Source organism: Pseudoalteromonas sp. SG43-4 (genome assembly GCF_014164325.1).
GTDB lineage: Bacteria > Pseudomonadota > Gammaproteobacteria > Enterobacterales > Alteromonadaceae > Pseudoalteromonas > Pseudoalteromonas distincta.
Genome location: NZ_JACJFB010000005.1, coordinates 125354 through 138289 on the forward strand (window position 1 = coordinate 125354; position 12936 = coordinate 138289).

At 39.2% G+C, this 12936-nt stretch carries 13 protein-coding genes and 2 tRNA genes; 10 read left to right on the top strand and 5 right to left on the bottom strand.

The window, feature by feature from the left end:
- The first annotated feature begins 63 nt into the window (after positions 1-63).
- The 6 genes from truA (at position 64) to purF (ending at position 6067) form a co-directional block, all read left to right on the top strand.
- Positions 64-858 (top strand): tRNA pseudouridine(38-40) synthase TruA, encoded by a 795-nt coding sequence (gene truA, locus H5160_RS06880; RefSeq protein ID WP_002958360.1) that lies wholly within the window; start codon positions 64-66, stop codon positions 856-858.
- A 155-nt stretch (positions 859-1013) separates the two neighbouring features.
- Entirely contained in the window at positions 1014-1889 is an 876-nt protein-coding gene (gene accD, locus H5160_RS06885; protein WP_182737118.1) for an acetyl-CoA carboxylase, carboxyltransferase subunit beta, read from the top strand.
- Between the two features lie 25 nt (positions 1890-1914).
- Entirely contained in the window at positions 1915-3180 is a 1266-nt protein-coding gene (gene folC / locus H5160_RS06890; protein ID WP_182737119.1) for a bifunctional tetrahydrofolate synthase/dihydrofolate synthase, read from the top strand.
- Between the two features lie 11 nt (positions 3181-3191).
- Complete coding sequence (locus tag H5160_RS06895; RefSeq protein ID WP_002958357.1) at positions 3192-3833, top strand: SPOR domain-containing protein; 642 nt, start codon at positions 3192-3194, stop codon at positions 3831-3833.
- Between the two features lie 194 nt (positions 3834-4027).
- Complete coding sequence (locus tag H5160_RS06900) at positions 4028-4522, top strand: CvpA family protein (RefSeq protein WP_002958356.1); 495 nt, start codon at positions 4028-4030, stop codon at positions 4520-4522.
- An 18-nt stretch (positions 4523-4540) separates the two neighbouring features.
- Positions 4541-6067, top strand: a complete 1527-nt coding sequence (gene purF / locus H5160_RS06905; RefSeq protein ID WP_182737120.1) for an amidophosphoribosyltransferase — start codon at positions 4541-4543, stop codon at positions 6065-6067.
- A gap of 114 nt (positions 6068-6181) precedes the next feature.
- Here purF and H5160_RS06910 read toward each other — a convergent pair whose 3' ends face one another.
- Positions 6182-6781 carry a Yip1 family protein gene (locus tag H5160_RS06910; RefSeq protein WP_024596370.1) on the bottom strand — a complete coding sequence of 200 codons (600 nt, stop codon included), beginning with the start codon at positions 6779-6781 and terminating at the stop codon, positions 6182-6184.
- A 206-nt stretch (positions 6782-6987) separates the two neighbouring features.
- Here H5160_RS06910 and miaE point away from each other — a divergent pair, with 206 nt between their 5' ends.
- A complete protein-coding gene (miaE, locus tag H5160_RS06915; protein WP_182696375.1) occupies positions 6988-7755 on the top strand; it encodes a tRNA isopentenyl-2-thiomethyl-A-37 hydroxylase MiaE in 768 nt (255 codons plus the stop codon).
- Here the strand turns inward: miaE and H5160_RS06920 are convergent.
- From H5160_RS06920 to H5160_RS06930, 3 genes are all read right to left on the bottom strand, one after another.
- Positions 7752-8537: a transporter substrate-binding domain-containing protein gene (locus H5160_RS06920; RefSeq protein WP_138488746.1), complete on the bottom strand. Its 786-nt coding sequence runs from the start codon at positions 8535-8537 to the stop codon at positions 7752-7754. The two genes, miaE and H5160_RS06920, sit on opposite strands and share 4 nt — an antisense overlap.
- A gap of 54 nt (positions 8538-8591) precedes the next feature.
- Positions 8592-9329 (bottom strand): UDP-2,3-diacylglucosamine diphosphatase, encoded by a 738-nt coding sequence (locus H5160_RS06925; RefSeq protein WP_002958351.1) that lies wholly within the window; start codon positions 9327-9329, stop codon positions 8592-8594.
- Positions 9330-9418: 89 nt separating this feature from the next.
- On the bottom strand, positions 9419-9910 hold the full coding sequence (locus tag H5160_RS06930; RefSeq protein ID WP_002958350.1) for a peptidylprolyl isomerase: 492 nt from the start codon (positions 9908-9910) through the stop codon (positions 9419-9421).
- A 155-nt stretch (positions 9911-10065) separates the two neighbouring features.
- On the opposite strand from H5160_RS06930, the gene cysS reads away from it, so the two are divergent.
- Positions 10066-11445, top strand: a complete 1380-nt coding sequence (cysS, locus tag H5160_RS06935; protein WP_182732700.1) for a cysteine--tRNA ligase — start codon at positions 10066-10068, stop codon at positions 11443-11445.
- 72 nt (positions 11446-11517) lie between these two features.
- Here the strand turns inward: cysS and folD are convergent, their stop codons facing one another.
- Positions 11518-12372 (bottom strand): bifunctional methylenetetrahydrofolate dehydrogenase/methenyltetrahydrofolate cyclohydrolase FolD, encoded by an 855-nt coding sequence (folD, locus tag H5160_RS06940; RefSeq protein WP_002958348.1) that lies wholly within the window; start codon positions 12370-12372, stop codon positions 11518-11520.
- Positions 12373-12724: 352 nt separating this feature from the next.
- Between folD and H5160_RS06945 the strand changes: the two genes are divergently transcribed.
- Positions 12725-12801: transfer RNA gene (locus H5160_RS06945), tRNA-Pro, on the top strand.
- Positions 12802-12859: 58 nt separating this feature from the next.
- Positions 12860-12936: transfer RNA gene (locus tag H5160_RS06950), tRNA-Arg, on the top strand.

Genomic DNA, 12936 nt, shown 5'->3' on the forward strand with positions numbered 1-12936 from the left:
TTATTGCGTCGAGAGATAGCATAAAATGCCGTGTTCATTAGCACAGTAGGTAAAGCAGTAATTATGCGAGTAGCACTTGGAGTTGAATACAACGGCGTACGCTATAGTGGGTGGCAACGTCAATCACATGTTAATAGCGTACAACAAGAAGTAGAAAAGGCATTGTCGCGTATTTGTAATCACCCAGTTGAAGTAGTATGTGCGGGGCGAACTGATGCGGGTGTGCACGGTACAGGTCAAATAATACATTTTGAAACTGAAGCTTCGCGTGACATGGTCGCATTTACAATGGGTATGAATACCTTATTGCCTAAAGATATTGCTATTCGCTTTGCACAACCAGTTGCTGTCGATTTTCATGCTCGTTTTAGTGCAACAGCTCGCCGATACCGCTATATTATTTATAACTCTCCTTTTCGAGGAGCGGTGTTAAGCGAAGGGGTTACGCATTTTCATCACCCATTAGATGAAGTTAAAATGCAGGAAGCCTGTCAGTATTTGATCGGGACACACGATTTTACATCTTTTCGAGCGATCCATTGTCAAGCGAATACACCAACTCGTACTATTCATCATTTATCGGTACAGCGCCAAGGGTGTTACGTTATTATTGATATTAAGGCGAATGCGTTCTTACATCACATGGTACGTAATATAACGGGGAGCTTGATGGATATTGGCATACATAAGCAACAGCCTATTTGGTTGAAAGAATTACTTGATTGTAAAGAGCGTGCTAAAGCAAGTGCTACAGCTAAAGCTGCAGGTTTATACTTGGTTGATGTCGATTATCCTGAAGAGTTTAATATTCCTAAAATGCCTTTAGGTCCATTGTTTTTACCTGACGCTGAAATTTAGTTATGGTTGTCGTTAGTGCTTTTTATGAACACTTTTAACTACTAAGACCAGTTTTTTATACCGCGTTAGTGTAATTCATGTTTTAATTGAAAAAATTTGTCTGCTAATTGCTATTGGCAGGCTCGCGACACAGAACAGCATTAAGAGAGTTGCAAATGAGTTGGCTAGAAAAAATCTTACCTAAAACGACAAAATCATCAGGTCGTAAAGAAATCCCAGAAGGTGTTTGGGCTAAGTGCACATCGTGTGATTCAATTTTATATAAAGCTGAATTAGAAAAGTCATTAAACGTATGTCCTAAGTGTAACCATCACATGCGTGTTAGTGGCCGTAAGCGCCTGGAGCACTTTTTAGATGAAGGTGACCGTCAAGAGCTTGGCACACAACATGAGCCTAAAGACATTCTTAAGTTTAAAGATTCTAAAAAATACTCTGATCGTATCAGTGCAGCCCAAAAAGCAAGTGGTGAAAAAGATGCACTTCTAGCTATGAAAGGCCGATTAAAAGGTATTCCAGTTGCAGCAGTAGCATTTGAGTTCTCGTTTATGGGTGGTTCAATGGCTTCTGTTGTTGGCGCTCGCTTTGTTGATGCTGTTGATCAATGTTTAGAGCATAACATGCCGCTTATTTGTTTTTCTGCATCAGGCGGTGCACGCATGCAAGAAGCGCTTATGTCGCTTATGCAAATGGCTAAAACAAGTGCTGCACTTGCAAAAATGACTGAAAAAGGTCTTCCGTTTATTTCAGTCATGACTGACCCAACTATGGGTGGTGTATCTGCATCACTTGCTATGCTGGGCGATATTAACGTTGCAGAACCTAAAGCATTAATTGGTTTTGCGGGTCCTCGTGTTATTGAGCAAACTGTTCGCGAAACATTACCTGAAGGCTTTCAGCGTAGTGAATTTTTGCTTGAACACGGTGCAATTGACATGATTATTGACCGCCGTGAAATGCGCGATACCCTTGCACGCATTTTAGCTAAATTTATGAACTTGCCTTCTACGGAACAAGAGCATAGAGTAGCGTAAATTTCAGCTTTACTGATTACACGCTATGACAAAAAAAACTCCTAGCCAATCATCAAGCCTTGATGATTGGCTTTTTTATTTAGAAAGTGTTCACCCAGCTAACATTGCTATGGGCTTAGAACGAGTTGCTAATGTTGCTAACAATATTGGCCTGTTAAACACTCCAAGTAAAATTATTCTTATTGCCGGTACAAACGGTAAGGGCACCACAGCACGCTGCTTAGAGTCGCTATTGCTAGCGCAAGGTTTCAATGTGGCTACTTACGCATCTCCACATTTAATTCGTTATAACGAGCGTGTACGAGTTAATGGGGAAGAATTGGCAGACCAATTTCATATAGATGCTTTTCACCAGCTTGAGCAAGGCCGTAAAGACACTCCTCTGACTTATTTTGAATATGGTACTTTGGGGGCGTTGGCAATTTTTAAACGCTGTAACGTCGATTATGTATTACTTGAGGTTGGTTTAGGTGGGCGCTTTGATGCTACAAATATAGTCACTCCCTTTGCAAGCGTGATCACCACAATAGACTTAGACCACAAAGAGTACTTAGGTGATACCCGTGAGTTAGTGGCTTATGATAAAGCCGGTATTTTTCGTGAAAATACGCCCGCTATTATAGGGGATTTAAATATTCCTCACACAATGACTGATTATGGTAAAGAAATTAATGCCAACATGACGCTGTCGGGCAGTGACTTTATTTTTAAAGAAAATGCTGAGAGCTTTAATTGGCAATATAAAGAACATAATCTTGAAATAGATAAGCCAGCAATACCGTGTCAAAATGCAGCTACCGCATTAACTACGCTAAGTGTTTTAAACTTATTACCTAGTGAATCAATTATACGAAGTTGTTTAGCTAATTTAGTTGTCGAAGGGCGCTTTCAACAGTTAAGTGTTGAGCCTTTAGTCTTTACCGATGTAGCACACAACCCTGAGTCGGCGCGTTATTTAGCCAATAAGTTATCAAGCTATAAAGATAAAGGCTTTAAAATTCATGCATTAGCCGCTATGCTTGCTGATAAAGATAAAGCGGGTGTATTTAAAGAAGTAAGTCACTTGGTCGATGAGTGGTCATTAGCGAGCTTAAGTGGCCCGCGAGGCGATACTGCAAGTAATTTACAAAATGCACTGCAGGAATTGTCTCATAATAATACTATTAATAGCTATGATAGTGTGGCACAAGCACTGAATGTAATTTTACCAGAACAACAAAGCGATACTATGTTGATTATATTTGGTTCATTTTTTACAGTTGCTGGCGCTATTAATTACTTTAAAAAATAGAGAGGATGTCGGTGAACTCAAGTTTTATTAATCGCTTAGTCGGAACAAGTATAGTGGTGATCGCAGCAATTGTGTTTATCCCTAATATACTCGATGGCGAAAAAGTGCATTATAAAGAAGGCTTTAAAGCGATCCCAGACCGCCCTGAGTTCAAAACAATCGATCTTCAAGAGTCAATTGATGAAAATATGGCTAATGCTGAGCCACTAAAGCAAGATGAAATTGAAGACATTCAAGCTGACGATGAAGCTTTTGAGCAGCAAAGCGCGATGGATGAGAGTGATTACGCTGTGGAAGATAAAGTTGTTGAAGCAACTATAGAGCCCAAAGCTACACCAATTACAAAAGCGCCTGTTCAAGCTAAGCCAGAGCCAATTGCACCACGTAAAAGTGATGAAAACCTAACGAGTATGGCCTATGTTATTCAATTAGGTAGTTTTTCACATGTTGCAAACGTTAAAGCATTACAGGCTAAATTAAAGGCTGAAGGGTTTAAAACATTTACTAAACCGATTAAAACCCCAAATGGGACATTAACCAAAGTATTTGTTGGTCCTTCGCTTGATAAAAGTGAATTACAAAAGCAGCTCCCCCAGCTCAAAGAGCTTACTAAATTAAATGGTAAAGTTACGCAGTACGAAGTAACAAAATAATTTTAAAAAGGCTTGTATAACAAGCCTTTTTTTATTTATTTATATTTTTTTTATCATTATCTTTATCTCACAATACCTACACTAGAATGTTAATTTTTTGTATTAACTACAACCCAGTAATCTCCCGTTTAAACTTGCATACTAACGATGTTTGGGTATAGAATGCGCCCCAAATTAGCGACTAATTGGTTCTTATGATCTGGGTTGATTACGCCATTATTGGCATCATTGTATTGTCTACCATCATCGGTTTAATACGCGGCTTTGTAAAAGAAGCAATGTCATTAGCTGTATGGGCTGGCGCCTTTATCATCTCTAGCTTATTTTACCAATATTTAGCTTCCTTCCTAACAACCATTTCTGAACCCCTTTTAAGAAATGCGGCGGCCATAGCCATATTATTCTTTGCGACGCTACTGTTAGGCGGTTTACTAAACTACATTTTAGGTGAACTTGTACATCGTACTGGTTTATCGGGTACCGACCGTGTTTTTGGCATAGTGTTTGGTGCTCTACGAGGCGTGTTGGTCGTGAGCGCGTTACTCTTCTTTCTTGATGCTTTTACTGGTGCACCCAATACGCACTGGTGGGGCAATTCTATTTTGATTCCAGAATTTGGCTTTGTTGTTGAATGGTTCTTTTCGTACCTAGAAAACAACTCGAGCTTTTTAAATTCAGTAAACCGTTAATCGGCGAGGATAAATTACATGTGTGGTATCGTTGGAATAGTCGGAACATCCCCTGTCAATCAGGCGATTTATGATGGCTTAACTGTTTTGCAGCACCGTGGTCAAGATGCCGCGGGTATCATTACCATTGAGAATAATACGTTCAGCTTACGCAAAGCAAATGGCTTAGTGAAAGATGCCTTTCACACTCGTCATATGAAACGACTACAAGGTACGATTGGTCTTGGCCATGTGCGCTATCCTACAGCAGGGTCTTCAAGCTCATCTGAAGCACAGCCTTTTTATGTTAACTCACCGTTTGGTATAGCGCTTGCCCATAATGGTAACCTTACTAATGCAGAAGCTTTAAAAGAGCAGTTATTCTCAGAAGCACGTCGTCATGTAAATACAACATCTGATTCAGAAATCTTACTCAACATCATGGCACATGAACTAAGTAAATCTGATAAGTTGCATTTAGACCCTGAAGATATATTTACTGCGGTAACCGAGGTAAATAATAAAGTAAGCGGTGGTTATGCAACAATTGCTATGATTATTGGTCACGGCATTGTTGCTTTTCGTGACCCTAATGGTATCCGTCCACTTGTATTTGGTAAACGTGAGACTGCAAAAGGCACTGAGTACATGTTCGCTTCAGAAAGCGTTGCGTTAAAACCGGATGGTTTTGAGTTTGTACGTGATGTTGCCCCTGGTGAAGCTATATATGTTACAGAAGAAGGTGAATTTCATTCACTTAGTTGTGCAGATAAAGTATCTTACTCGCCGTGTATTTTTGAATTTGTTTATTTTGCTCGACCTGACTCAACAATAGACCGTATGTCTGTGTACGCAACACGCGTAAACATGGGCACAAAACTAGGTGAAAAAATTGCACGCGAATGGGCTGATAAAGACATTGATGTAGTTATCCCAATCCCAGAAACTTCATGCGATGTAGCACTGGAAATTGCACGTGTGCTTGATTTACCGTATCGTCAAGGTTTTGTTAAAAACCGTTATATCGGTCGTACATTTATCATGCCTGGCCAAGAGATGCGTAAAAAATCAGTGCGTCAAAAGCTAAACGCAATTGATCGCGAGTTTAAAGGTAAAAACGTATTATTGGTTGATGACTCAATTGTTCGTGGTACAACATCAGCACAAATTGTTGAAATGGCTCGAGAGTCTGGTGCTAAAAATGTTTACTTTGCATCCGCAGCGCCTGAAATACGCTTCCCTAATGTGTACGGTATTGATATGCCTTCAGCAGCTGAGCTTATTGCTCACGGACGTGAAGTTGAAGATATTAATGCAAGTATTGGTTCTGACGGTTTAATCTTTCAATCGTTAAAAGATTTAATAGCTGCGGTTAGCCAAGAAAATCCTGAAATTACTAAGTTCGAAACCTCAGTATTTGATGGGCAATATATTACAGGCGACATTGATCAAAACTATTTAAACCGTATTGATGAGCTACGTAACGATTCAGCAAAAAGTACCCGCGAAAGTGCGATGTCTTCAAGTTTAGAGATTCACAACCAAGACGAAAACGAAGCTGATTAATTATTAGTTAATAAAAAGTCGTTACATAAAAAAAGGAGCTAATTAGCTCCTTTTTTGCGAAGGAAAGAAAGGGAACATTTCTATCAAACACGACTCTTTATTAGCTAAACTTTACTAAGTAAACATTGGACTAACAATCCCATTTGTCCAAAGCATAGCTGTTACAGCTAAAATAATAACTAGTAATATTAATCCACACGTTACAACCGAGCTGGCATAAATAAAGCCACGCTCTTCTGGAATATGCATAAGTATTGGTACGCCGGTATAAAGTAAGTAGACCGAGTAAGCTAGCGCAATAATTCCAATACACACTACAAACCAAAGTACAGGCCAAAAGGCGGCAAGCGCTGACATAAACACAGGTGTTGCAGTATAAGCTGCAAGTTCAAGTGTTTGTGTAAATGTAGGCTTAGAGCCAAATGTAACGGCCATCCAATGAGCCAAATACGCCAATGCAAAAACACCAGCTATTAAAGCAAAATACATTGCAACTGCAATTAATAGCGCACTATCGTGCGTTAAAAATACAGGATCGCCTGCGCCTATACTCCATCCTAAATAAACAGATGAGTAATAACCCATTATTGAAGGAAACAAAGCAATCAGTAAAATATGCGACAAACTATAGGTTAGACTTTCATGGCGATTATCTATTGTTTGCCATTCTTCAAGTGGGTGAGCATAAATGCCCCAGAGGTGATTTAATATCATAGTGCTTACTCCATAAAAGGAACGTATTACTGTTTTGGTTGGTTTATTTTTATACAGTCTACGTACAGTTATGGTTCACTTATTTTGCAAAGTCAAGTTAACTCACTATTAACATTTTTGCACAGGTTAGGGCTTTGATTTATCCCAAACAAAATTTCGTGTTAAAATAATGGCATATCAAATTTATTTAGTAATGAGCAGTCAACGTGCCACATAGCCAACTTTTAGAGCCGATCAATAACTTTTTAGTGTGTACAACCCCACAGCAGTGGGTGGAGCAGGCAATTAAAAAAGAGAACTTATCAGTAATCTTAATCGATCACTTAATTTGTGAGTTAAAAGCGGCTCAAAGTGCGATGTTTTTAATACGTAAATACGCTGTTGATAAAGAGGGCAGTGATGCCTTACTCGAGTGGCTAAAGCCATTTGAAACGCTTATTTATAAGCGTGAAGGAAATTGGCGTGATCTCGCCGCTAAAAATAAGCTAACTAAATCAATAATTCCTAAATCTAATTCGCCATATGGACAAGATTTAATTGATAAAATGGTATTGTTGATAAAAGAAGAGTTGCATCATTTTTACCAAGTGCTCGAAATTATGGACGAGTACGGTGTAGAGTACCAAAGCATTACACCATGTCGTTATGCAAAAGGCATGCTTCGTCATGTTAAAACGTTTGAGCCAAACGCCCTTGTTGATAAATTAATTGTAGGCGCTTACATTGAGGCGCGTTCATGTGAGCGTTTCGCAAAGCTTGCGCCGCATGTTGACAAACGTTTAGGTGATTTTTATATTTCGCTGCTGCGCTCTGAAGCCCGTCATTACCAAGATTATCTAACTTTAGCGCAAGAAATTGCTGATTTTGATATTACCGAACGAGTTAAAGAATTTGGCGAGATTGAAGCCGAATTAATTTCATCACAGGATGAAGATTTTAAGTTTCATAGTGGCCTGCCAATAGCAGAAAGCTAATTTTCTTTTAAAAAATTAATGTATTCAGCTGTTTTTTGATTGCTGAAATTGTGTTTCTTCATGATTTCAGCAATGCTTCCGTTTTCAATTATTATATCAATCCCTCTATTAAACTTTTGTAAGTACTCTTTTGCCCTGTAATTTGATTTAGAGACAACTAAATATAGTTTATGAGAAGCAAGATCTGGCAATAAGTACTCAATTTTATTCTTATCTAAATCAACTTCGTTATTGTGCTCAAGCCAATACTTCCCTACTTCTTTAGTGCCTGCGACCAAATCAATACGTCCTTGTTGTAGCAGGTATAAACTTGTAGGAAGGCTTTTAGTGGATGTTATTGCCAGCTCAGTATTTCTTGTAAACTCTTGGCTTACAAAGGCATTGTCTTCTGTACCAATACTATAAGGTGTTAATGATTTAACTGTACCATCGAAGTTAATAGCACTCTCTTTGCGTTTAAAAATTCCTGAATGAGCAACTGCAAGTGGGCGAGAGTAGTAAAAAACTTCATTTCTTTTTAATGAATAAAAAGCGCCTAAAATAGCTGTTTTTCTCTTTTTTTCTAATAGCTTTAGGGCGCGGTCCCATGTCGTAAACTCGGCTTCGCTATTAATGCCTTGAGTTTTAAGGGCTGATTGAGTGATTTCATATAACCAACCGTTATCAGGAAGGTTTTCGCTAAAATAGGGAGGGTAGTTTTCAGTAACAATTTGCCATGTTTGCTCGCTAAATACTTTGGTAGGAATGGCAATTACTACGATGAAAATTAACAGCTTAATCATTAAACCTCTCACTATTATTCAAATATATAGTTAAATAATAGTCAGGATTTTAAATTATGCGAAAGGCGTGCTAATTAATTCTTGTGATTGAGGGGTAACGACTAAATAAGAGCCTTGGGTATACCAGTCACCTAGCACTGTACGAGTAAGCGTTTGTTCATTAACTTTATAGGTATGAACATTAGGGCGGTGAGTATGACCATGAATCATATTAGTAACGTTATGTTTGGCAAAGGTAGCAAGCACGGCTTCATCGACAACGTCTAAAATTTCGATAGGTTTATCAGCTTGGCTCAACTTACTTTTTTCGCGGGCATTACGCGCTATTTTTTTACGATACCAAAGTGGCATTGCAAGCATTAATTTTGGCCACCACCAACCACGGCTTTTTTTACGAAATTTTTGATACTCAGTATCTTGAGTACACATTTCGTCGCCATGTAAAATAACGGTAGGCGTACCATATAAATCAATGACTGTTTGTTCATCAAGTAAAGTCATTGCGGCCATGTCTGCATATTGCTTGCGCATGATGAAATCACGGTTGCCATGTATAAAATAAACAGGTGTCCCACCATCATTAACGGCGCTTAAATGCTTTGCTACATCGGCACTCAGCGCTGTAATGTAGTCATCTCCAACCCATACTTCAAAAAAATCACCCAAAATATAAAGTGCATCTACATCTTTATTTAGTATATGCGTATTTAAAAAGTCAAAAAATGCAGCGCTAATGTCGGGGCGGTTTTCGCTTAGGTGTAAATCTGCAATAAAGTAAGTTTGGCGAGTCATAGGTCAGTCTTTTCGATATAAATAAAGCGGGCGTATACACATTGCGTAAATGCCCGCTGATACTCCACATTACGTGGGTAAACTTACTATTAGCTAACAGTAACGCTTTCGATGATCACATCTTCAAGAGGCACGTCTTGGTGAAAACCAGTACTACCTGTTGCTACGCCTTTTATTTTATTTACTACGTCCATGCCTTCTACTACTTCAGCAAAAACACAGTAACCCCAGCCTTGCGATGTTTCGCTGCTGTGGTTTAAAAAGTCATTGTTGTTCACGTTAATGAAAAACTGCGCTGTAGCTGAATGAGGATCAGGCGTACGCGCCATTGCTAAAGTACCTATCTTGTTAGATAGGCCATTATTAGCTTCATTTTTAATTGGGTCGTTAACTTCTTTTTGTTCCATACCTGGTACAAAACCACCGCCTTGAACCATAAAACCATCGATTACACGATGAAAGATAGTGCCGTTGAAAAAATCAGCATTTGCATACTCTAAAAAGTTTTTAACTGTGTTTGGAGCTTCTTGCTCAAACATTTTAATGGTGATGTCACCAAAATTGGTGTGTAGAACAACCATGTGTTTTCCTATATCTGGTTTAAATATTGGCGCTATTTTATCGTAGTTGGCTAAGATTAACAAAGTAGATGTTTGGTTTGTTATAAAGCGCTAGAGCAGGGGCTTTTCAAGTGGTAACATAACTGTTCAAGTAAATAGTCAAGGACTCAAAGTAAATGGTAAATATATACAACACACTCACGCGACAAAAAGAGCAATTTAAACCTATGGTCGAAGGCAAAATCGACATGTATGTGTGTGGTATCACCATTTATGATTACTGCCATATTGGACACGCTCGTACTTTTGTTGGTTTTGACGTTATTGTGCGCTACTTACGTCATATTGGTTACGATTTAAAATATGTACGTAACATTACAGATATCGACGATAAAATAATTAAACGCGCAAATGAAAATGGTGAGTCAATAAACGACTTAACTGTGCGCATGACTAAAGCGATGCATGAAGATTTTGATAGCCTAAATATGCTACGCCCAGATATTGAACCAACAGTTACAAGCCATATGGATGAAATCATCGCTATGGTTAAGCGCTTGATTGAAAAAGGCCATGCCTATGTTGCAGCTGATGGCGATGTTTTGTTTGATGTATCAACGTTTGAGCAATACGGTGCGCTTTCTCAGCAAGATTTAACTATGTTGCAATCGGGCTCTCGCGTAGAAGTGGCTCAAGATAAAGACGATCCACTTGATTTTGTGTTATGGAAAAAAGCCAAAGCAGGTGAGCCATCATGGTCATCACCGTGGGGTGATGGGCGTCCTGGTTGGCATATTGAATGTTCGGCAATGAGCTCAAAACACTTAGGAGAGCATTTTGATATTCACGGTGGCGGGTCTGATTTACAGTTTCCACATCATGAAAACGAAATTGCCCAGTCGTGCTGTGCAAACAACGGCAAGTATGTAAATACATGGATACATACTGGCATGGTGCAAGTAAATAAAGAAAAAATGTCTAAGTCGTTAGATAACTTCTTTACAGTGCGTGAAGTTTTAAAAGCATACGATGCCGAATCTGTTCGTTACTTTTTAATTTCAGGGCATTACCGCAGCCAATTAAATTACTCACAAGAAAATTTAGACCAAGCGCGTTCATCACTTGAACGCATTTATACAGCGCTTCGTGATGTCGTACCGGTAGAATGCGATTTAGAAGGCAATGAGTTTGTTGCTAAATTTAGAAAAGCAATGAATGACGACTTTAATACACCAGAAGCACTACCTGTGTTGTTCGAACTTGCTAAAGAATTAAACCGCGTAAAAGAAAGTGACGCAGGTCAAGCTGGCAAGTTAGCGTTTATACTGCGTAGCCTTGGTGAAGTGTTAGGCGTTGCTCAACAAGCTCCGGAAGCTTTTTTACAAGGTGGGCAAGATGACGACGAAGTTGCGACAATTGAAGCATTAATTGTAAAACGTAATGAAGCACGTGCTAGTAAGGACTGGGCTGCTGCTGATGAAGCTCGCGATGCACTTAATGCGTTAGGTGTAATACTTGAAGATTCAGCTGGTAAAACAACGTGGCGTAAAGCGTAAGCGTTTAAAGTAATTCAGGTCAAACTAAAAAAGGGTTGCCAAATGGCAACCCTTTTTTGATTTTTTAACAGCTTAGCTGTGATACTTTTCACACGCTTCAAGTGTGTTTTCAATTAAGCTTGCGACAGTCATAGGGCCAACGCCACCTGGTACAGGTGTAATAAAATGCGCTTTTTGTTCGGCCACACTGTATTGAACATCACCGACTAATTTACCCGTATCTAAGCGGTTAATGCCCACATCGATAACAATAGCGCCTTCTTTTATCCAATCTCCCGGTATAAATTCAGGTTTACCGACAGCCACAACTAATAAGTCAGCGCGGCGAACATGTGTTTCTAAGTCTTGAGTAAACTTATGACACACAGTGGTAGTACAACCTGCTAATAAAAGCTCTAACGACATTGGACGACCAACAATATTTGACGCGCCAACGACAACTGCATGCATCCCTTTATAGCGTACACCCGTTGAATCAAGTAATGTAATAATGCCTTTAGGCGTACATGGGCGAAGGGCAGGCATACGCTGTGCTAATCGACCAATGTTATATGGATGAAATCCATCAACATCTTTATGTGGGGTAATACGTTCTAAAATCTTTTCAGCATCAAGACCTTTTGGCAGTGGTAACTGCACTAAAATTCCATCAACTTCGGCATCATTATTTAGCTCGTCAATTAAATCTAAAAGAGTTTGCTCTTGTGTGTCTGCAGGTAAATCAAATGATTTAGAGATAAAACCGACTTCTTCACAGGCCTTACGTTTTGAACCAACATAAACTTGGCTTGCTGGATCAAGTCCTACAAGTACTACTGCAAGTCCTGGTGCACGTAAACCATTTGCTACACGTTCACTTACGCGTTCTGCTACAGCGCTACGTACTTGTTTTGCGATTGCCTTACCATCAATGATGTTTGCCGTCATGGGTGACCTTTAATTGGGGTTAATTAACTAGATACCGATACTCTAAAAACGAATGCATAATAAAATAGGGGTAAAATGCTAATAAAGAAAAATACGCTCTTTATTTAACTCGTTTTATAATGTGCCTACTATTTTCGCAGAAAAGCATAGCAGCGCCAAGTTGCTTTTAAGGTATATAACGTTTGAGCTGTTAAATAGTTTAAAATTCAGCCGACTATTGTAATATTTAACCATTGTGCACTAAAAATGAGCACTTGATTGGTTTTCTTAAAAAAACGTTTGACCTAACCCCGTCAAATCACTATTATGCACCCCGTTGTCAACGAGGTCACTCGCTAACAATAATAAGTTTCGGCGATTAGCGCAGTTTGGTAGCGCACTTGGTTTGGGTCCAAGGGGTCGCAGGTTCAAATCCTGCATCGCCGACCATTTTTTTATAATTTTTTTATAATCGAATAGCTTATTGGTAAACTATGAAGTTTTCGATGCGCCCATAGCTCAGCTGGATAGAGCAACGCCCTTCTAAGGCGTCGGTCGAAGGTTCGAATCCTTCTGGGTGCACCA